The 21,525-nt window shown below is 49.2% G+C and carries 17 protein-coding genes, 1 tRNA gene and 1 pseudogene; 7 read left to right on the forward strand and 12 right to left on the reverse strand.

All coding sequences use genetic code 11. The features are described from left to right. Nucleotides 1-260: 260 nt before the first annotated feature. The 4 genes from CORTU0001_RS11950 to CORTU0001_RS06065 all read left to right on the forward strand — a co-directional run bounded on the left by CORTU0001_RS11950 (nucleotide 261) and on the right by CORTU0001_RS06065 (nucleotide 3,252). On the forward strand, nucleotides 261-425 hold the full coding sequence (locus CORTU0001_RS11950) for a hypothetical protein (RefSeq protein WP_244262099.1): 165 nt from the start codon (nucleotides 261-263) through the stop codon (nucleotides 423-425). 218 nt (nucleotides 426-643) lie between these two features. Further along, entirely contained in the window at nucleotides 644-982 is a 339-nt protein-coding gene (locus tag CORTU0001_RS11955; protein ID WP_244262100.1) for a Wadjet anti-phage system protein JetD domain-containing protein, read from the forward strand. A 362-nt stretch (nucleotides 983-1,344) separates the two neighbouring features. Further along, the gene (locus tag CORTU0001_RS06060; RefSeq protein ID WP_034668331.1) at nucleotides 1,345-2,130 is read left to right on the forward strand and encodes a hypothetical protein; all 786 of its coding nucleotides are present in this window, start codon (nucleotides 1,345-1,347) and stop codon (nucleotides 2,128-2,130) included. Nucleotides 2,131-2,157: 27 nt separating this feature from the next. After that, nucleotides 2,158-3,252, forward strand: a complete 1,095-nt coding sequence (locus CORTU0001_RS06065) for an XRE family transcriptional regulator (RefSeq protein WP_005328213.1) — start codon at nucleotides 2,158-2,160, stop codon at nucleotides 3,250-3,252. A gap of 320 nt (nucleotides 3,253-3,572) precedes the next feature. On the opposite strand, the gene CORTU0001_RS06070 is transcribed toward CORTU0001_RS06065, so the two are convergent. Both CORTU0001_RS06070 and CORTU0001_RS06075 read right to left on the reverse strand, forming a co-directional pair. Further along, entirely contained in the window at nucleotides 3,573-3,998 is a 426-nt protein-coding gene (locus CORTU0001_RS06070) for a hypothetical protein (RefSeq protein ID WP_034668333.1), read from the reverse strand. A gap of 647 nt (nucleotides 3,999-4,645) precedes the next feature. Further along, a complete protein-coding gene (locus CORTU0001_RS06075; RefSeq protein WP_005328215.1) occupies nucleotides 4,646-6,454 on the reverse strand; it encodes a DUF262 domain-containing protein in 1,809 nt (602 codons plus the stop codon). A 1,333-nt stretch (nucleotides 6,455-7,787) separates the two neighbouring features. On the opposite strand from CORTU0001_RS06075, the gene wecC reads away from it, so the two are divergent. Together wecC and CORTU0001_RS06085 are read left to right on the forward strand one after the other, a co-directional pair. After that, entirely contained in the window at nucleotides 7,788-9,044 is a 1,257-nt protein-coding gene (wecC, locus tag CORTU0001_RS06080; RefSeq protein ID WP_005328216.1) for a UDP-N-acetyl-D-mannosamine dehydrogenase, read from the forward strand. Between the two features lie 35 nt (nucleotides 9,045-9,079). Then, nucleotides 9,080-11,023 (forward strand): hypothetical protein, encoded by a 1,944-nt coding sequence (locus tag CORTU0001_RS06085; RefSeq protein WP_005328217.1) that lies wholly within the window; start codon nucleotides 9,080-9,082, stop codon nucleotides 11,021-11,023. Between the two features lie 235 nt (nucleotides 11,024-11,258). Here CORTU0001_RS06085 and CORTU0001_RS06090 read toward each other — a convergent pair whose 3' ends face one another. From CORTU0001_RS06090 to CORTU0001_RS06125, 8 genes are all read right to left on the reverse strand, one after another. After that, entirely contained in the window at nucleotides 11,259-12,128 is an 870-nt protein-coding gene (locus CORTU0001_RS06090) for an ABC transporter ATP-binding protein (RefSeq protein ID WP_157749119.1), read from the reverse strand. After that, the gene (locus CORTU0001_RS06095; protein WP_034668335.1) at nucleotides 12,112-13,023 is read right to left on the reverse strand and encodes an ABC transporter permease; all 912 of its coding nucleotides are present in this window, start codon (nucleotides 13,021-13,023) and stop codon (nucleotides 12,112-12,114) included. Before CORTU0001_RS06095 ends, CORTU0001_RS06090 begins: the two co-directional genes overlap by 17 nt. A 118-nt stretch (nucleotides 13,024-13,141) precedes the next feature. Further along, complete coding sequence (locus CORTU0001_RS06100) at nucleotides 13,142-14,125, reverse strand: glycosyltransferase (RefSeq protein WP_157749120.1); 984 nt, start codon at nucleotides 14,123-14,125, stop codon at nucleotides 13,142-13,144. A 356-nt stretch (nucleotides 14,126-14,481) separates the two neighbouring features. Next, a complete protein-coding gene (locus CORTU0001_RS06105; RefSeq protein WP_084771653.1) occupies nucleotides 14,482-15,327 on the reverse strand; it encodes an alpha/beta hydrolase in 846 nt (281 codons plus the stop codon). A gap of 6 nt (nucleotides 15,328-15,333) precedes the next feature. Further along, nucleotides 15,334-16,122 carry a hypothetical protein gene (locus CORTU0001_RS06110; RefSeq protein WP_005328223.1) on the reverse strand — a complete coding sequence of 263 codons (789 nt, stop codon included), beginning with the start codon at nucleotides 16,120-16,122 and terminating at the stop codon, nucleotides 15,334-15,336. A 7-nt stretch (nucleotides 16,123-16,129) separates the two neighbouring features. Continuing rightward, complete coding sequence (locus CORTU0001_RS06115) at nucleotides 16,130-17,581, reverse strand: glycosyltransferase (protein ID WP_005328225.1); 1,452 nt, start codon at nucleotides 17,579-17,581, stop codon at nucleotides 16,130-16,132. A gap of 18 nt (nucleotides 17,582-17,599) precedes the next feature. Next, complete coding sequence (locus tag CORTU0001_RS06120) at nucleotides 17,600-19,147, reverse strand: glycosyltransferase family 4 protein (RefSeq protein WP_005328227.1); 1,548 nt, start codon at nucleotides 19,145-19,147, stop codon at nucleotides 17,600-17,602. After that, nucleotides 19,144-20,436 carry a glycosyltransferase family 4 protein gene (locus tag CORTU0001_RS06125; protein ID WP_005328228.1) on the reverse strand — a complete coding sequence of 431 codons (1,293 nt, stop codon included), beginning with the start codon at nucleotides 20,434-20,436 and terminating at the stop codon, nucleotides 19,144-19,146. The genes CORTU0001_RS06120 and CORTU0001_RS06125 overlap by 4 nt, the downstream gene beginning before the upstream one ends. A gap of 229 nt (nucleotides 20,437-20,665) precedes the next feature. Here CORTU0001_RS06125 and CORTU0001_RS06130 point away from each other — a divergent pair. Further along, nucleotides 20,666-20,738: transfer RNA gene (locus CORTU0001_RS06130), tRNA-Asn, on the forward strand. A gap of 176 nt (nucleotides 20,739-20,914) precedes the next feature. On the opposite strand, the gene CORTU0001_RS06135 is transcribed toward CORTU0001_RS06130, so the two are convergent. After that, nucleotides 20,915-21,271: a hypothetical protein gene (locus CORTU0001_RS06135; RefSeq protein WP_005328229.1), complete on the reverse strand. Its 357-nt coding sequence runs from the start codon at nucleotides 21,269-21,271 to the stop codon at nucleotides 20,915-20,917. A 5-nt stretch (nucleotides 21,272-21,276) separates the two neighbouring features. Beyond that, nucleotides 21,277-21,525: pseudogene (locus tag CORTU0001_RS11880) on the reverse strand (hypothetical protein); the annotation flags it as partial.

Here is a 21,525-nt window from a genome sequence, read left to right on the forward strand (position 1 = left end):
GCCCCTACACCCGCCCGCCGCCCGGGTTATGAGCACGTCGCAGGGTTTATCCGTGCTTGTCAGCGCTGGACCCATCAAGAGGAGACTACACACGCCCCCGCAATTAATCACGCGCAGGCCTCCGCACTAATAGCGCCCCGACCCGCATCGAAATCAGCAGCGCGGGCGCAAAAGATCGCCGCCGTTTTACCCGACCCCCCGATTTAGTCCACACCGTCCGCAGCAGCTACACCCAGTGGAAGGATATAAACACCTACGATCTGCGCTGCCTCACTCCATGTCTGACCTGGCTGCGCGCCAACCCAGACTCCGTCGAGTGGGAGCGCGCCGTCCCGGTGGAGGGCGTGGACAGCAATGGATCGGCACCCACCGCCGCCTGCTCCTCATACACCTCGCACCGTTTGACATCACGAACTTTATCCTGATCCGCACCAGTACCCGCCTGCACCTGCACTACCTCAACCACTCTCCAGCGCTCTGCGATATCGAAATCCCCCTCAGCCACGCAGCCATGCTTTTCCGAACACCCTTTACCGCGTCTTCATCGTAGAAAACGAACAGACTTTCCTGCCTTGTCCATACTTTCCCGCGCCCCCCCTTTCGACCATCGGCCTCCTAGGATCCGGCATCCCAAATCCACCCACTGAACTGGCTTAACCACACGGACACCACCTACTGGAGCGAACTCTACGCCACCGGTTTTGCCACCCTCAATGCCGTGCAGGCACACTTCACCCGCACCAGATCCCTGCTCATGGAACATCGTCACCGTCGCCGCTTTCCGGCACTTCGCCGTTCCCGGCCCAGCGACGGCTTCGCCACGCTTCCCCACCTCATCACCGAAGAGCAGCGCACCTACCTCCGGCTCTTCACCGGGGGCCGGCTACGCAGTGAGCAGGAGCGGACTCAGTGTGCTCATGCGAGTGCGGAAATCCGTACACAGTTAAGCCAAACCGACATGGAGCACAAATATCTACCATGAGATTGTCCCCATCATTTTCAGGTCCGCTCGCAATGACAACGAGTCCGAATGGCACAGAGAGCCAAGCGCCTGTTTTGCAGCCCTAAGGCTCCCAGTGGCTGCATCTTCCGAGCGTTGGTTCTTTTCGCAACGCACTCCATCTCAGCATGTGCCGATTCGGGGTAATGACCGCCAGTTCCACTGACCATCTTCTCCGCCCCTCCTTTCTTCAAATCACACTGTCAGTGGGTGGAAGGATACACCTATTCGTAGGCACGCGAATTGTCAGCTCGTCTAGCGGTACCTCCGCATGTAGACTGAACAACACCCACCATTGGTTAATTTTTCACTTGAAATCGCAGCATTATGGTACATTTTAAACTATGTTTTGTTCTAAACAGTTGATTTCAAACGCTTCTTTTCAGCATTCTGTTACCTTCGCCCTGCTCTCATTGGTCGCTAGAGCACAGCAAGACTGGACCCCCGAAAAGAAACAAGGATCCCTTACGTTTTCAGCACTTAGTCGGGATTACGGGCTCGACGAGTTCAGTAGAGTTTTCAGACTGGGCGAATACGCGGTCCCCGAGCAGAGCGCAGACAGCACTGGGATGGATTACCTTTTCCAAAACCTCCCTCCAGAAATGGCGACGCTGCTTCCCCCAAGTCCAGATTTCCAAATCGAGGAAGTTTCATACGGCAGCTTTCACGGATGGATTTCTGAAGGCTGCATCATCACAGTCGCTAACTGCTCAACATTTAAAGATCTAGACACCGTAGACTGGATGAAACAAAGTGGTATTCGTCGTGATCTTGTTAGGGCTAACGACATAGGGACCACATCAGGAACCCAGACTGCGCTATTCTTGCCTGAAGCCTCCACATTCACCGGAGGAGTTGCCTACCAGAAGCTCCAAAAGACCAGCCCCTTCCACTCAGTAATTTTCATCGCCTATCGAGCCTCACCCACTGGTGGACTTTTTGAAGCTAGAATAGGCATTCCGACGGAGGGTCTAGCTATCGGGAATGCTTGGGCAGACGACATCAAACTAGACCTTTCAATGCCGGCCACCACTAATTCCATCACGAAGGCCGCACCAGCCTCCAGCCATTCAGCTGATGAGCTAGGAATTCAACTGCGTAGACCATCGAAGCGCACGGCTCAACCATAAACAAAACAAGCAACCAAGGACAGAAAAATGGGCAGGTTAAAGGAAGTAGCGGATTCATTCGCACCAGAGCGATTGGCTCAGGCCCGTGAGCTTAATGGTCTACTCAAGAAAGAGCTCGCGGAGCTTGTGAGCGTAACACCGGCAGCGGTCTCTTCTTGGGAGCGCGGTTCCAAAACCCCTAACGAGGACTCTATCTTTAGGCTAGCCAACGAACTCGAGGTTGAACCGGAGTTTTTCCGCAACACCAGTTCCCCGCTTCTGAATTCCTCGACTCCCCCACATTTTCGTTCCTTGAAAGCTACCCCCCAAAAATCCCGCAAACAAGCGCATCAGTTCGGGGTTCTCGCCGCTATTGTCACAGGAACCCTAGAGCGACATCTGATCCTTCCGGAACCAGACTTGCCGTCTGTGAATTTTCCCGAAGAAGATGATCAAGTGGAAGCTGCGGCTTCTCGGCTCCGAGAATCTTGGGGCTTGGGGTCACTTCCGATAAGGGACTTGCTTCTTACCACCGAAAGGAAAGGGGTCATTGTCGCCCTCAACGAAGAAGCCACCGCGAATGTCGATGCATATTCGATGTGGGTGGGCGGCAGAGCGTATATCATTTTAAATCCCCAGAAGAATGATTTCTACCGTCAACGCTTCGATATAGCGCATGAGCTAGGGCATTTGGTAATGCATGAAGGAGCGGAGCCAGGCGAGACGATTGCAGAATCCCAAGCCCATCTTTTTGCATCAGAGTTTCTGGCACCAACGTCGTCATTGCTCCCTGAACTTCCTCGGTCGATAAATCGACAGTCTTGGCATAAACTCTTCGAACTGAAAGAGAAATGGGGAATGTCTGTCCAGGCTTTGTTATTCAGAATGCATCGCCTCGAAACTATCAGCGAGAATAGCTACCGTGGCGCGATGACCACTCTTTCACGTAGGAAGTGGAGACGCGCAGAACCGGGTCAAATCACGGATTGTGACCGCCCTGCACTTTTGGAAAAATCTATTCAACTACTTGAAGAGAATGGAATTCCTCGCGAGGAGATCGCAAAAGAATCAAATCTGAGGCTGCCCCAGTTGGAGAAAATCGTCGGAGCTCCTCGAGCCCCGAGACTGCGAGTAGTTCTTTAGAGAATCGCCTAGTCTACAGCTACGCCAAAGTTGAGCGGCGGATAGATCGTCAGAGGGACCTATCCCAAGAAGGTAAATAAGTCGAAGTTCGGGCCCATATGTCCGCACACCAGCGAAAAGACAGGTGAAGTGCCCCGAGTTTTGTTCCTAGGCATTTGCCTTGATTTTCATTATTGCTTGCGGCGGGTTCTGCTTCCAAAATTCGGTTTCCACTTCGACTGGGATTCGGTATCCCAAGCTTTGGTGAAGCCTCGTCTCGTTCCACCATGACACCCACTCGAGCGTTCCACCGGCACCCAAACACCGGAAAGTCGCCACCCCTATTCTCCCTCTCCCTTCCTCCTAGCTTCTCTACGCTCACGCCTTCGAGCACGTTTCGCTTTGCGGATGTCGACGACCCAATGCGGAACGAAAGGCCATGGAAGCGGGATCCCGAACGCACCAGTAAATCCAATGCCTCCAACGACAAGAGCTGCCATGCCCGCAACCATCAGCGCCGCTGTGACAAACTCGGGAGGGTTCATGCTTTCGATCAACCCTACGAGACCGCCAACACCCAAAACTAGCGTGCCATAAGGATAAACGAAGAGCACACCATCACTTTCTGCCCCTTCCCAGGCGAGTTCGTCGTACCACTCTTCCGATCTGGGATTCCTTCGCACCTCTAAAATGTAGTAGGTCCAAAAGAGCACCATGACAAGCACTAAGCCGGCGAATAAGAGCAAATCGGAAGTATCCGCGTCCATGGATTTGGCCTCCTGTGGCTGCTGGTGGCGGTATGCAATAAAACGCTACCAGCGCCCGCTGAGTAAGGCATGAGACTAAAAAATGCGTATGCAGAAAGCACACCGGCCACGGAGAAATTTATAGGCCCAAACATTTGTCGCGCCTGTAGTCCTGCGCCCAAGGCCTTTAGCGTGTCCGACTTCCGCAGCATCCGCGCCGCGCAGACACCCCTTTCCCCCCGCTCACAACGCCCCAGTACTTTTGAGCCGCAGTCCGCGCCCCACTAGCCCGCGCAGTGGTGCACGATGTGGCCTACCTGCCGCACGTCGCTTAGCGCTGCCTCCCGCATAACTCCCTTCATCCGCGCCGGCGCACCTCACTCATATGAGGCGGTCGCACTGCTGCGCCGCCGATGGCGGAGTCAAATCCGCAATCGGGGCACGCGTGGCCTTAAACAACGGCTTCGAGGATTTGTTCATTAGCATGAAGCTCGAAGTCTCCACCCCCAGCAACAATTAGGAGAACGCACAGGCGCTTGCCGACACCTTCCGCGAGTCCTACCCCGTTCTAAGGCAACGCGCGCAAACATCGACGTGAGCGTGGAGGACTAGAAGCGTTATCTCAGGCGCTAGATACGGCTGCGAAATGCTACTATCCCCCGAGGCAGTTAGACCCTCCAAGCTTCATCCACAGCCAAATTCGCTAGCCACTCTGCCCGCTTTCGGATGTGGTCATCGGTCGGCACGCCCGGCGAGGAGTCCGGCCACGAAGCCAAAGCATCGTCAAAGCAAGCACAGCCCTCTCTCAAACTCCCAACCTTTTTGGAAAACTCCCCGTCAGCAAGGTCGACATTAAGCTCTTTGGTTATCAAGACAAGGTTTCCGATGTTATAAGTCAAATCGCTGGATTTGTTACTTAAAGCCAAGGATTGAGGACGCACATGCTCAATCGACCATGCCTGAAAATTCTGTCCAGAAGGTTGCAGCTTCTGAGATTTCGCAATCCCCATCAAAAAATAAGAAATAAAAATCTTGCGGGCCTTGAGCTTCTGAGATTGCTTGATTTTAATATTCGGAGCGTAGAACAGACCCTCAATCGCCTTGATGACCTTGTCTCGTGAGGGCAAGCTATCCCTTAGTCGTTCTATAAACGTCTGAATAACATCGTGCACCTTTTTCCGAGAATCGGCCTGTTCTAGCTCGACCGCGAACCTGTTATACCGGCCCCTTGTTCCACCCGTCGACCCAGTATTCGTCAATGCGTTGAACTGAAAATGGAATGCTTCAATTGCCTGAATCACTTCAATCAGCTGCGCCTTTTTTACCAAACCCCCATTGTTGTATTTTCGAACAACGGCGAAGATAGCGGAGTTGGCTACACTAATTTTGAAAATAGCCAAAGCCCTGACACTATCAACAAACTCATCGACTGCAAAGGCGTCTTTAACCCCGTGAGACGGGCGGCTGGGCAAGATATTTTCGTCCCCCAATTTACGATATACCTCACAATCCTCTTCCAGCTCCTCCAAGTAGTCAACATGCTTCTCAGGTTCCCTTGCAACCATCTGACTAATTTTCTTGAAAAGCTCAGGCTGCTTTACCGCATCGCGCCTCGAATTCCATGACTGCCAGATAAAAAGGTCGAGCACTTCAGGATTGGTGCTCCCACCAACGACCAAGTCCGCCATACGCTTCCAACGGTCCGCGACGGTCTCTCGATCAGTAGAATTTGACGAGCTTCCACGCACTAGGAGGTTTTTCGTAAGATCAGCCAAACGAAGATCCGCACCACGAGCATTAAGAGTCTCGAAAACAAGAAAGCTATCTTCCTCAGAGGCCATTTCAACCTGGATTAATTTTGCCTTCAAAACATTGTTGCGTATTGCTTTAAGTTTCTCAATGCCCTCTTCTACGGAAACCCCCTTGATCTCATCCATCACCCAAGACTCAAGCAGCTCTCTAGCCTCGACAATTCGCCGAGCACTTGCTGTATATTCCATTTTCGACGGAATTGAATTAGGGCGTTGAATCTCGTTGTAGAAAACTTCCTCCTTTCGCTTAATTACGCGATATTCAGTCCCATCATCGTCCTCATTTATTAAATACTTCTGCGTGGTTTCCCCCTGCTGCTTGGCTGCACTGGAATTATCGGAGCTAGTATTTGGGGCTTCCGCCAGGAGGTAGAATGCATCACGTATTACCGAGAGTGCAATCGCACTCGTCGTAAGTCGCTGTTGCCCATCAATCACCGAGAAAGTGTCACTAAAAAGCTCTCGCTTTTGACTAATCCACGTAACAGTCGAACCAAAGAAGAAGTCGCCGCGCGACTTAACCACATCGTTCCAATACTCCTCTAACTGCTCTTTCCCCCAACTATAGTCTCGCTGGAAAGTAGGAATTTCATACAAACACTGCTTGAAGCATTGTTGGATAGTTTGAGTCTCGCTCTTGATTGGCAGTTCTACGGGCTCGTTCATTTCTTCCTTTTCAACGGTTTACGGGGGACTACGACATTCACTACAGTACCGCGGATTCCACCAACCCACTGCCCAAAATGGAGCTTTTGCAATCTAATTCCCCTCGTTTAGTGGGCAACCAAACTGAACGGATTTTGTATCCGCAAGTGAGGAAGTTCACTGTGCGTCAACAGCTCAAGGAATGCGCACCGGAATACCGGCGCGAAGCCGCGAACTTGCGAATCGAATGATAGCGGTCGTTTACTCATGCGCTTAAGGAAATTGGCGTTCCCGCCGGGTCTTTTGGCCGGTGGGTGAAATTCGAGCGTATACGCCGAGGGGCCTCGGATGGGGTGAGCGGGGCGGATCTTTCTGCGGAGAATTCTCGTCTGCGCCGAGAGTTTGCAGAAGCTAAAATAGATAATGAGTCTTATTAAAGCGATAGTCTTCATCATCGCGAAGCAACACGAACAGAAAAAATCGAAATGATGCAGCCAATTCAAGGCAATCTTCAGCGTCAATCGTATAACACGGCTCTAAAAGGTAGCTCAGTTAGGGAACCACAGATAGCCCATATACAGCAGAAACGACTATGCAGCAATGTCGTTCGAACAGCACGTTTCGATGATGCTTACCTCAAGATTCATCAGATCTGGAAAGACTCCGATAAGGCTAATGATGCTCCGTGGATCACTGCATAACTTGCCGAGCGCTACCACATTTCGTTTGACCGTAAGACTGTGACTAAGCGGATGCGACCTATGGGCGTTGAAGGGACTCCACCGCGCGCCATTGTCCCGGTGACAACGATGGTCAGGTCCGTGGAAGTGGCGTATCTGTTCTTTCTAAATCGAGGTACAGTGTCATCAGCGGTGTTAGGGTTCGGCTCGGGGCTGATTTCGGTCCATTAGGCTTCTTCTTCGGCGGTTTTCGTGTTGCTGGCATTGAAGGTGTTGGCGGCTATGAGGTTTCGGGGTTGTTCCGAGCTCGCCGGCGACATGTTTAGGGGCCTGGATCCCGGAAAGTGGACACGTCGGGAGTCGGGCTCACCATTGCCCGTAGTTACTACTAGCACGCGAGCGTTCCACTAAGGCAAGAAGCACATCAAAGTGTAGCAACGTATTTCTTACTTGGCGACGTCCCAATCTCCAACCTCGATACCCCACCGCCGTAATCGCTCTACCAATCTTCCGATTTTTACACCGAGGACCATTCGGTTTGCAAAGCCCAAATAACATCTAGCCATCGGCGACTGGCTCGGATTAACTAATCAAAACAGGAGTAGAGACACGAGAGAAAACAAACATACGTATACTTTGATACGCCCCCTATTCGACGATCTGTAGAGGATGAGATGAGTTCCGCGTCACACGTAGCATTCGTAGGCCTAGGCTATATTGGCCTCCCCACAGCAGTAGTTATGGCCAATTCTGGATTGAAAGTCACCGGTATTGACGTAAATGCTGCCAATGTTGAAAAGATTAATCGAGGCGAAGTAACCATAATCGAGCCGGGCCTTGAAGACGAACTTAAGAAGGCTCTCGATTCTGGACGCTTCTCTGCAAGTACTGAGCAAGTTCATGCGGATGCATACATTATTGCGGTCCCGACTCCATTCACTGACGGTCATGCCGTCGATATGAAGTACATTTATTCAGCCGCCGAAGCAATCGCGCCTCAGCTTGAAGGAAATGAGCTCGTCGTCCTCGAATCGACTTCCCCGCCGCTAACCACTCAAAAAATGGCACAACGAATCCTCGAATTGAGGCCCGATCTACGTGCTGATAAGGACGGCACTGATCCTACAGACAAAACCGTCTACTTCGCGCACTGTCCAGAGCGAATTCTTCCTGGTAAAGCAATGGAAGAGCTGCGAACGAATGACCGGATTATTGGCGGACAGACCAGCGAAGCGACGCGTCGCGCTAGCGAAATTTACGCTAGCTTCTGTGAAGGGGAGCTTCTCCCGACGAACGACGTAACCGCCGAGATGGCAAAATTGACCGAAAACTCGTTCCGCGATGTCAACATCGCTTTCGCAAATGAGCTTTCGCTGATCGCAGACAACCTGAACATTAATGTTTGGGAACTAATCGAGCTAGCTAACCACCATCCACGAGTTAACATTCTTCAACCAGGCCCCGGAGTTGGCGGCCACTGCATCGCCGTAGATCCGTGGTTTATTGTTTCCAGTGATCCGGAAAACTCAAAACTCATCGGCACTGCGCGCCGAATCAATGACGATAAACCTGAGTGGGTTATTGACAAGGTTGTTGAAGCAATTGGAAAGTCTGAGGGCACAAGGCTTGCAATCCTAGGATTGGCTTTTAAGCCAGACATCGACGATCTTCGAGAGTCACCAGCCCTCGAAATCGCGAAAAGAATCTCAACCCAATTTGAGGACACTCAAATTGATGTCGTCGAACCAAATATCCAATCACTCCCTGATTCACTTTCCGGTTTCGATAACGTAGAGCTCAAACCACTAGAACAAGCTGTGGAATCTGCCGACGTTGTCCTTCTCCTAGTCGACCACCGTCAGTTCAAGGAATTCGATGCTGAAAAGCTGAAGACCAAAACCGTAATCGACACTAAGGGTCTCTGGCAGTAGTACTAAGCCCGAAAATTGAGACGAAAGTAGCCACAATGACCGTAAGGCCGTATCCGTTTGGATTCTTAGTCAGCGACAAACCCATTGCAGACCAAGAAATTGTCCTGCGCCATTTCAAGAAAATGGATGCTTGGAACGATTTGGAAGTGTATGTCCAACCAGACGAACCAGTTCAATTGATCACAGGCAGTGATGCAAACATACTATGGTTTGGTCATGCTGCTTTCGTCGGAGATGATGAGGCCCAAAAGCCCTTTATCGACGCAGCATACGAGGCAGTCTCTTCGAGCTGGCAGGCATTTCACGAATTCCTAGATCTGGTAGTAGGCCGTTGGGCAGCTTTGATCGTTAAAGACGGAGAGGTTTCTGTCTATAATGACACGCTCGCCAGCCAACCCGTTTATATCGCGCGCGACGAGTCAATCCTTTTCGCATCACATTTGCCGCTTCTACACCGCGAACTAAACGCGCGAACGGGCCAGGTCGAAGAACTAATCAACTTGGGCCAATATAAGCTTTGGGATCAAACTGAAGATTCTCGAATTTCCGCTCTGCCTCCGAATTTCTTCTTCGAATTTGCACAGAAGAAATTAAAGAGGTTCTATCCGCATAAGGCTTTTGCGGCGCATAGTCTTCCGTTCGAGGAAGCGATCAATACCTCGATTCAGCTTGCCATCCGATCTGTCGAACACTGGAACGGCCTTAACTACAAAGTCTACTGTGCTCTGACAGCCGGAATGGATACACGCGTCTGCGCAGCCTCCGCATTGGCAGCGAATGCGGACTTCAGTTTCGTCACCTACGGAAGTAACGAACCACCAACCCCAGAAGATGGGAATACAAAGAAATCTTATAAACAAGATGTCCAGGTCTCGAGTGATATTGCAGAGGCCTTCAATAAGCAACATACAGTTCTGGCAATGGAAGATGTTAAAGACTTTCCCCTTTCTGCTAAGGAAAAGGAAATACTACGAGAAAATACGGTCGGCAAGCATGCTTTGAACTTCCAAGGCCTTTATGAAAACTCTCTCGGCACCCAACCTGCAATCTGCTTCGTAGGCACCGGATTAGAGTCCTTCAAAGACTATTTTTCTCAATCAAGAAGGCCTTCAACGGAGTTTGAAAACTTTTCTCGGATCGTAAAAAGCCTTGGAGGCTTTTCCAAGGATGGTAATCAAACGAACTTCACCATAGATACAGCCAGAGAGCTTTGGGAAACTTTTGATGTTCAGTCGGTCGAAAAATACGGCTATCCAGTCGCGAACGCACTGTATCAGGAGCTTCGAGCCGGAAGGTTCCAATCAGAAGCCATTAATTGCCAAGCCACCGCTTTCCTGCCTATAAACCCAGTGGCAATTCGAAAGATTTTCGAACTAGCTCAGGCTCCGTCCTTTTACGACCGCAAGAACGCCATCTTCGCAAAATCCTTCATCCGAGGTGCATTCCCTCCATTGACAACTTTCCCGGTTAATGGTCAAGAATTCTCAATTGAGTGGAGTACACACGTCGACGGCGGAAAAGTCTATAGCAGAACAGCCGAGGGACTCCCAGCTGAACAAGAAAGGCAGGACATCCCAGACTTAATCCAACTTAGGTCCGAAAACCTGCACGAAGGCGGTGAGCAATTCTTCCGCAAGCCCTTTAAGTCGGAAATGGGCTCAATTCGTATTACTTTTAGCAATCACTACAACATCGGCCGTGATGCAAAAAGCGTCGTCATTTTTATTCGGGTAAATGGAGAAGACCTTTACACTCTTCCAATTGGGAGAAGAAATGACCCTTGTACCGTCTCAATTGATGGTTTGATACAAGGGGACGAAATCGACTTAGGAATCAGGTCTACACGTGCTAATGGTCCAGCTTGGAAAAATGTCAGCCTTTTGAAACTAACTGAGTGGCAGGAATGCAGATCTGACGCCCTTCCGCCGCAACTCTTGGTTGCATCAACTAGAAACTTTTCTCTGCCAAATCCCGACTAATTGGCTCCTGTTAACTCGTTGTACGATGATTGGTTCGTAGAGAACAAGCCCTCAATTGTTCTCTACCCATGACCCCAAGACAGCACGGATGCAACTAATTTTAGTCTTTGGCGCAATGCCAGCTCCAGATGTCGTAGGCAGTCTCTGCTCTGCCTTCTAGTCTAGCCAGTTTCGCTATTCTTCTTCGGTCTGGAGCCTGACCCACGAACTACTTCACCATACTGCAGCAAACGCCCTAGAGCATCTCCCCTAAAACAGGAGACCCATTTAGAAATTTACTTACTTGAGAGTCGAACAAAATAGACGGCTTTTTGTAAACACCTTTAACACCGCAAATCAGTTCCTCGGCAGATTCAAAATTCTTTCGAGCCATCCTCGCAGTCCATTTATTGTATAGGAGTGTAATTGTCGTTACATCTCCATCAGCGATAATTTGCCCATCGTGTAGCCAAACTACCCTTGTACACATACTTTTGATTGAGGACATGGCATGGGAGACTAGGAAAATGGTTCCGGCATTAGTCAGGAAGCTGTTCATCCGCTCTTGCGCCCGTTCAGTAAATGATGCGTCACCTGTACCTAAAGCTTCGTCAATCAGCAACAATTCACGCTGCACCGCAGTGGATATAGCAAATTTCAGCCTGGCCCCCATTCCAGAAGAATAGGTCTTCATAGGTCGATCAACCGCCTTGCCTATCTCGGCGAAATCAATAATTTCGTCTGTAAGGCTATCGATTTGGTTTTGATCTACTCCTTGAGCAAGTAATCCGAGCCTAATATTTGTTCTTCCGGGAAGCCTAGGTTGTAAGGCTGCCGATACATTTAGAAGCGTCGGTGTCGAAGAGAGTAGTATTTCTCCTTCATCAGGGGCTTCGTTTCCCGCGATCAATCGCATCAACGTAGACTTACCCGAACCGTTACGTCCGAGTACGCCGATGCATTCACCCTTCTTGGCATACATCGAAACTCCGTCAAGGGCTCGTACAAAGTCGCCTTCACGTTCATTAGACAACTGCGGTCTACGAAAAATACTTCTTTTATTATCTGCTCGATAATATCGTGCGACATCCCTTACAATAACGCTTGGCTTATCTAACGTGTACATATCGGTCTTCAGCTCTCCAGAAAAAAATAAACCCAACTACAGCCGTACCAACGGACCAAAGAACCAGTGTTAACCACTCCATAGCATTTGGACATTGCCCATACATAACAACACCCCTGGCTGCCTGAAGAAACTGGTACGCAGGGTTTGCTTGCATCACCTGCTGAACCTCAGGAATACGCGCATATCTTTCGACCGAGAAAAACACCCCTGATACATAAAACCAAGCACGGTTAACGAAAAACACGACCTTTTTAGCATCAGGAAGGAAAGCAGTCACTCGCGCTGAAATTAAAAGCAGCCCAAACGAAAATATGTGAATAAGAAAGTAGATCGGAATTATAAGAATAATCGTCCACTTAGGCCAAGTTCCCCATTGAAAAGCTAATGCAGCCACTACAGCAAGCAGTCCTGGAATGAGGTTACTAATAAAACCTCTAATGGCTTCACCGACCACCAACGATACCCTAGGAAATCTGAAGGTCCGCATCATTGCTTTTGATCGCTGGACCAATCCCGAACCGCTTCCAAGCCCACGTGACATCATTGAGAAATAGGTTAAGCCGATGATCAAAAACCCTACGAAATTATCTACTCCCCGAGATGTCCGCAGTACTAATCCAAACATGAGCCCGTACATCGCGATACGCAACAATGGTTCAAGCAGATTCCAAAGACGCCCCAAGAACATATCATCATTGTCAGCTGAAGCTTTGAATTTAGCATGCTCATAAATAAAATTCCGGTAATGCCAGGTCTCCGAAATATAAGCGGCTAACGACTTTCTTTTATTGCTTGCAGACAGCCCCTCATCGGGCACCAGTACGGTGTACCTCTGTTTTGGAGCTGCATCTTGAAGGAAGCGGATCGCATCAGCTTCTTGCTGATCAGCCATTGATCTCCCTCTTCTGAATCCTACTGGATGTTCCCGATTGAGAACCTAACAAATGCTCTTAATCCTATCACTGGACCCTGATCCAGAAGCAGGGCAAACACACAGCCATCTTGACTTCTTAAGCATCATAAAGTCTATAGATTTCTTCTAATACCTTTTCCGCATAGATAAGATTATCGCCCTGAAGACTATCAAGTTTCGGCTTATACACTTCAGACATTGTTGGTTCGAGTTGATACTTTCTGAATCGCTGGATTAGACCATATTTTCTCAAAAGTTTTGATTGAGCTCTCTCTCGAATCAACGCCTTGGAAAAATACTCCGTCCCTATTTCATTAGTGACTGAATCGTTTCGCTCAGCGTAATAGACAATGTAGGGGCGTGAACACAATACGATACGGTTTGCTTTCAATAATATTTCCCAGCCGAAAACTGTATCCTGCCCAACGGCGCCTTCTATAAAATTCAAACTGCAATTCTGGAGGAACTGCAAGTCAATTACCGAGGCTTGAGTCGAAATAACGGGGAAACGATGCGCTTGCTGCAGTAGCGATTTCGGGTTTGATACTATTTTTCGTCTGCGAAAAGTATGGCGTGAATTAGCGCTTAGACGCTTCCCTACTTTTAGCTGATACCCTGTTGCCGCATCGGGGCGCTTCGAGCCAGAATAAAACTGGCGGAGCAGTTCGTCGTAGCCCCCCACAGAAATTTCATTGTCTGGGTCGAGGAAAGAGACGAGGCCTGAAGTTGCCTTAGATAGCCCTTTATTGCGAGGAACCGACGCGGAACCACTGGGTGTTCCTTTGAGTCTGATTACTTCTACATTTCTAATGCCAGATTCAAGTTCAGTCAATATTTCTTTTGTTCTGTCATCATCCGAAGCGTCATCCACTATCAGAACACGCATTCTTTTCCACGCCTCGTTTGCCACAAGACTCGGAAGACACTTAGCGAGTAAGAAAATGCCATTGTTATGGACTGGAACAACAACGTCTAACACACTTGGCCCCGGAAAAATGGCTTGGGAACACCTTCTTACCTCGTCCCAAACTGCTTTGCTTTGTCGTTTAAATGAACCGGCCTGAGCACCGTTGTCGCCCATAAGTCCACCTTGTTCATACCAAAGTGCACACTGTCTGAACGCACAGATCAGCTCCAAATTCTTCCCAAGTCTCGAAGTTAACTGACCGGAGAATGGCATCCTCACACTGGGGAAGTGATTGAAAAGTTGCTGACTGTAAAGTCTAGTCTCGACTTGTCGAGACGCCTCTATCTCGGAGGACACCGCCTTTAAAAGCTCCCGGCCAGACACAGAACCATGGACGTACGTCTGCCTTGAAATTGAGCGCAGAAGCAACGCATACATTTTCAATGCGACCCTATGCTGAAGTCGTCCAGCGGTTGAAAGAAGAACTTTAGGATTCATATGTGATCCACATGCGAGTTGACGAACAAATTTCATTCGCTACGTAATCGCTCTAGTTCTCGATTGATCTTCTGGATAGTATAAGGCTTTCCGAGAGGATTGTGCCCCATGTTCACATCATGATAAAGATTAAAGCTGAAAGTTGGCTTCTTACCTAATGACTCGAAGCCCTCCAGTCTCGACAAAATTGGCTTTAGCTGCTGTTCAACGTCTCCGGCACTAGCAATATTTAAAAGAACTTCAGTTTTCGGAACATAACCAACATGTTCGAACAGATCTATCACATTTACTCGCCAAGGCTGCCGTGTCCGCACCTCTTCGATTTCAGAGCCATTAAAAACATCTCTAAGAAGAGCATTTACAAAGCGTTCGTTGTACAAAGACCAGTCAAGCTGAGGATTGTTTACTATGGCTGTACTACCCCGGTCTTTAGCAGCACAGCAAACGGCTTGGAAGCCACCAGCAGAACTTCCATAGTGTACGGTCTTATCGGAGTCTGCTAAGTCGAAGCGCTCGCGAAGTGCCAGAATAACGTCGTAGTAGGCATCAATTGCCCACTCCTTTTCGGAATTCTGCGCCCATCCAATCTGTAACCGCTCGTGTTTAAGCATCGTCGGGTCAGCAATTTGGACTACCGTTGCCTCAAATTCATCCAACCATGACGATCTTTGAAAAACAATACCGTCAGGAGCCTTCGATCTCTGGATAGCTCCGTTATAAGTGACCAGCAAAGTATCACTGTTGTTCTTCGCCTGACTTAGAAGAACGGGGACGCGGCAGGACCCGACTGCGACTATAAATCGAGATTCACCACGCTTCCCTCCTTCCAGCTCCTGGTCAGATATTTGGTTGATCTCATCAAGACTATAAGTTTTCAAAACCACTCACCTCGTATACTCGACAAGTTGGGAGTACTTAGCCGGCTCGAGTGCCGCATTTGGGTAGAACAGACGCACACCATACATGATTCCAACGGGTGCAATTTCCTTGAAACCCGAAATCGACGAAACCCGTTCCTTGCACCCAGCTTCAACAATCAAGAGTGCACTGTGCCGTAGATAGTTTCTCGACAAAAGTAGTCCTCGCTCCGAGTTAAAACTGTCTCCGTCAACGATGACTAAGTTGACCGAACTTTCTTCTAGTAGATCTGAAGAAAGATTGGTCCACTTTTCAGTATCGATCTTCAATTCTCGACTAAATCGCTCACACCAAATGTCTGTAGTTAAGACTAGGGTAGGGCCCATCCATTTGACGACCTTGTCAATAGATACCAAGGAAGCCAATGGGATACCATCTTCCGTGGGCCGATATTCATTTATTTCGCATATAAACGATTCAATTTGACTCGGCAATTGCGATTCAGTCTGGCGGGGACTTTCAACTTCGTCAGCTTTGGCATGTTCGGTCGACGCATGGCTAGAAAAGTTATCAACTTTTTCTTCTAATTTGACGATTCCGCTATTCAGCTGACGCTGTACCTTTTCTATTTTGCGAAATGCCTTGAAGCTGCCCCTTTCAGTTGCGCGCAACACGGCGATGAGCCCTAAAGCCACTAGGACAGCCTCGATATAGAGCAATGAGACACTTTTCAAGACAATGCCTGCAACAGCGCAAACAATGGACAATATGAGTATCAGAAAAAGCAACAACTGACGGCGTGAAAAATTCTTCATATTTCTCCTAAGATACTGATGGATAGACAATATCGCCGCGGCGATGAACCTGCACTACATCGGTTAGAAATGGCAAGTGCCGGAAAGGCGATGCGGTAGCTCTAATTTCACGCGCCATGGTTGCTGCCGCCCAATCCCAGTTGTGTTCCTCGGTCACTAGCGCACTTGCGAACTTTGAAAGTGCAATTTGCTTTTCCCGATTTCCTAAAAGATCCGAGATCTTGTTGAGTAACTCTTCCGGTTCGCCTTGTTGAAATACAACTGCAGCCTTCCCCCCACGTGAAACTTCCGAGAGCGCAGAAACTGAAGATACAACGAGGGGCCTCCCCGCAGCCATTGCTTCGAACGGCTTTAACGGAGTTACGTTTTCGGTAGCAGGAGTTGACAGTCGTGGAAGAACGATTAGGTTTGTATCTTCAAAAACCCCCACGGCTTCGTCTGCGGAAACTGGGCCCGGTATATCCACCAGATCCGAAACGTCTAACTCTCCAGCTAGGCTTCTGAGCTTCTCCAACTCAGCGCCCTTGCCTACGATTCTTACGCGAAGAAATTTTTGCCGTTGCTTTCCCAAAGCAACAGCTCGAATAAGGGTTTCAAGTCCTTCATAATCAACTAGAGACCCTACGTAGCCTACGTCGTACTTAAATTTTTCCTTCTCCTCCAACGGAGTGATGTGAACAAACTTCGACGTGTCGACAGCGTTTGGTACCAGCCCGATGTCGAGTCCATGCTCGCTCCGGTCATCTAACAACTTCGCCATGGAGCTATTCATAGTGACTACACGATCAGCGAATCGACAAGTGGTGTCTTCCATGCGCTCAATTCTTTGGGCTTTGCCGGCTTGCCCTCGACCTTCAAACACAAGTTCCCAAAGGCCTGAAACTTCATACAGTACCGGCACCCCCAATTCGTGGGCTGCAATCAATGCTGGGAGCGCAATAAGGTATGTGGACCGAACATGTACCACATTGGGCCGCTCCACTAAGAACACCTCTCGGTACCAGTCGATGGCCTTAAACATGTACTCAAATTCGCCGCTTTTGCGAGGGAAGTCCGCCGGGAGATGCCTATACTCCACGCCGTCAACTTGATCTACCGGAAAAGGAAAATCTTCTTTGGAGTTTACTCGTTCGGAATAGAAACCCGGCCGTGTATATGCCCGGACATTGATTCCGTTGCGCATCAGCCCCTTAAGCAGTCCCTGCGCTCTTCCTGTATAGCCACCAGTATGATTCGGCAAGCTCGCGTGAAGAATGGTCACGACTTTGATGTCATCCATTCCCTCAGAAGCAGCTTGTTTGTCGCCCTCCTCAAGAGCACGAGCACGCTCAAGCAGTTTAAGTGCATACCTCGACTCCCGGATTGCTCCTCTAATGTCTTTTCGATTGAATCGGCTAAGTTTCTGTCCAGCAACGAATTCAAAGTCAGCTTCATTCCAAGCATCAATAACTTTAGACATCTTCCTGCCCTAAAATTCCTAAGATTCAGTGGTTAGTTCTCGGTACAGCATAGCCAATTTTCTAGAATTAGCTTCCCAAGTGTTTTCCTCAAGCCAAAACTTTTCGGCCGCCAATGCCGCCGGGTCTTTGATAGCTTCACGGATTCCGACTGCGAGATCAGTGGGGGAATCAGGCGGAACGAACATAGCAAAACCCCCAGTAACTTCTCTGAGAGCAGGCAAATCTGAGCAAACGACAGGTGTACCCAAAGCCAAGGCATTTAAGATTTTAATGGGAGTAACGTTTCTTGTGACTGTGGAGTCTGTTCTTGGAACCACAAAAACGTCAAAAATTGAATACCACCCTTGGATTTCGTTTGCTGGCTGCTTCCCTGCAAAATACACTCGATCGCTTACTCCTAAAGACTTGCAAAGGGTGAAGAGTCTTCTGCGGTCCTCTCCATCGCCCACCAGAACTAATTGAATATCATCATCGAGAAACTGTACAGCACGGATTAACGTCTCAAGGCCCTCGTATGAAACTAGGGAGCTAATAGTCCCAATAATCTTTTTGTTTTGGAACCCCAGTTTCCGGCGTATTGCAAAGGCACTCCTTGGATCAAGCTTCATATGCCGATCAACGGCATTTGGAACTACGGTCACTTTGCTCTCAGAAATTCCTGATTGGATGAGTTTCTCTTGAGACAACTTGCTAAGTACAACAACCGCACTTGCCTTTTTCGCAGCTTCCAACTCTCGACCCTGAGATTCTCGGTAGTAGAAGGATCTCTTCGCTTCGGATGCTAGTGAGGCTGGGAATTTGGACAACCACGTATTATGCGGCTCACCACGCATCTCGTAAATCCAAGGCACCCCCAGCTCGTTTGCTACATCAGAAATCAAAGCTGCATTTTTGAAATCAGAAGTTGTTTGAATAACTGCTATGTCCTGTTTCCTGCAGATTTCAAGAAGCATTTTCTTGGCTAGGTCATACTTTTTCTGCTCGCCGAATGGCCAAATTTTAGGAATAAGTAGCGCCTGATAAGGCACACTATTGTGCGATTCTGGGACTTTTCCTATCACCAGTGGGTACCCTAATCTGCTCACTACGGAAAGGGCGTTTACTCTTCCTCGGAGAGAGTCAACCAACGCTGCTGTTCGTACAGTGTACCCAGACTGTGTATAGGGCGACGAGTTGTTAACAAAGTACAAAAGGTTAATGTCTCGACCACAGGAAACTCGGTCTACCCCCTTGTGTATCTTGAAATCAAACTGCTTTCGCTTAGTTCTCACGAAGAAAAGCTTGTGAGAGTGAAGGAACTTTTTTACTAAGGAGAGCCTCGAATACGCAGACTCAAATTCTTGATAGTTTCCAGTTTCTACCAGAAGATATAAGGCCTTACCATCAACCAACTTGCTAGAACCGAAAATATCGAAGGCGCTGAATTTGCTCTGTTGTACAGCCTGATACCCCAAAAACCGCTGCTTTGCCTGATGTATGAAATGCTCAGGCTCCAACAGGAACTTTTCTACCGCAAAGGGGATTACAACCGCGCTATAGTTTAACCATCTAAGGGCCTTCTTCATTTTAAATTCTCAATCCACTCAACCAATTTTTTAACTTCTCCAGGAACGACGGTTTCCCGTTGTGATTCCACCCACATGCCCCCTTTCTTTGCAATCGAAAGCCGAGAAGGGTTTTTGTACAAAGCAGTCCAAAGCTCAGCAAGCTCAAGTGGATTTTCCGGCGAAACGGTATCGCCCGCTTCGAGCAAATTAATAATTCGAGCAGTCTCACCTTTAACAACACCAGAAATATGGATTCCGACCGACATTAATTCATAGGTCTTGGAGGGAACTGCTCTATCTAGCGGTTCCCAATCGGTTAAATGAACTAATGCAGTATCAGCCCACTCATAGAATCCCACAATCTCCGCAGCGGAACGCACCTTGTAGAAACTAGCGTTCACTTCCCTCATAGCTGCATAAGTCTGAAGTTCTCCTTCTGCGGCACCCCCGCCGACAAAGACAAGTTCGACTGGGGTTCCTTGGTTCTGGGCAATTACAGCCGCATCAACCGCATTTCTCAGATTTTGTGCTCGTCCCAGCGTTCCGGCATAAAGGACTCGCAGCGAATGAGCGTCAAAAGAATGCCTTTTAACTGCCTTCGGCGTGCTAGCCGGAAAAACGTTTCTAATTGTTGTGACTAACTGCTGACGTTGACCGGTAAGCCCATTTGACCGCTTGTTCAGTAATTGCGCTTCGAGATCTTCAGAAGTCACTATAATCGCGTTGGCACGCTCGAGTAGCGCATCCAGCCCTTTTTCGACAAGCCAACTTAAAATGCGAATCGGACCCAAATTAAGAACTTTTTCATGCCACGACCGAGTTCCCAACGCTCGATTCCAATTTCGATGCTCTTTCATGAGGTCCGGCCAAGCATCTCGAAGATCAATCACGTACGGAACTCCAAGTACTCGCGCTACAAGAAAAGATACAACGGCAGTCGGCAATGCAGGAACTGTTCCAACTACTGCATCTACTTGACGGATTTGACCCCTATTTCTAGCCACCGTAATTAACGCCCCTACAGCAATAAAAGCCTGCGAAAACGCACGGCCTGCCAAGGACTCACCGGAATAAAGAAAGGGGCTACGGTAAATTTCTTCCCCCGCCGGACCAGTTTCAATTTGAGCGTTTGGAAGAAAAGACTTCAAGGAGTCTTTAAACCCAAGCTTTCGCCGATAATTTGGCGGAGGCGCCACAACCGAGATATCACCACCTGCTTCGGAGAAAATATTACTCAACCATGTCCAACGCCGCTGTGGGACACCATTCTCTGGATACCAAAACTGCGAAAGGACAAGAAGCCTCATCTGTCCGCACCTCCAATTTGAGCAATATCTATTTTGACATCGTACATCAGACCTATAAGAACATGTGCACGTTGCCGCCTCTGAAATTTCTAGAGTGCAGCAATTAAGCATGGAAGGACAGCAAACAAATTGTTCCCTCTACCTGCAGATTTGTCACCACAGCAATGTTGCCTATATAGTTAATCCTCGTTGCACAGAGAACAGCGAGTTCGATGTACAGCATACGCATTCCTCCATAGCTCAGTTGGCAGAGCATTCGACTGTTAATCGAAGGGTCACTGGTTCGAGCCCAGTTGGAGGAGCAGATAATTTACCCCCTTCTACCGGCGAATATGCTGGTGGGAGGGGGTTTCTGCTTTTCAGGCTATGCCGTGGTTTACGGTGGTTTCCTGTCACAAATGCAGTGGAAATGCATGGCCGTTTTAGCCCCCTAAAACGGAAAAAGCCCCCCCACCCCGCGCAGCGGGTGCGGGTCAGTTTAGAAGTCGTTCTCTAGCTCGTCAGGAATCGGCATATCGGCGACGCTTTCAGGGTGCTTTAATCTCCACTGGCGGATGTGGTTCACCGCTATAAAATACCGGCTTTTCCACACCTCCAGTTTGTCGCGTAGCTCCGCAATCTCGCCCCGCATCTCCGCAATGGATTTGTCGCGGGCTTCCAGCTGCTCATTCGTCCACACACGAATGCTTTTGGTAAACGATTCCCACCCGGGGCCTCGGGCTTCGATTTCCGTCTTTTTCTTCTGGCTTTTCTCCGTCAGGTGAGTACCAATGAGGGTGCCGAGCACACCAATCACGCCGACGATGATGGTTGCCAGCGGCCCGTCTACGGGCATGCCCGTCACCTCCCATCGACCAGCTTCATCTCATTACTCTGCCCTCGGGCGTAGGCGTAGAGGGTCATGGCGGCGATACCGATGTAGCCGAGAGAGGACACCCAAGCGCGGGTGAGGTCACCAAAGATGGTGGCGAAAATGAAGCTGAGTGCCCACATGGAATGCAGTCCCACAACAGCCCCCACGGCGGCAGGCACCAACCCGTGCCACTTGACGGCGCATAGGCACAGCGCTCCCATGAAAAGCCACACCAC

The sequence above is a fragment of the Corynebacterium tuberculostearicum SK141 genome (genome assembly GCF_000175635.1).
Taxonomy (GTDB): domain Bacteria; phylum Actinomycetota; class Actinomycetes; order Mycobacteriales; family Mycobacteriaceae; genus Corynebacterium; species Corynebacterium tuberculostearicum_C.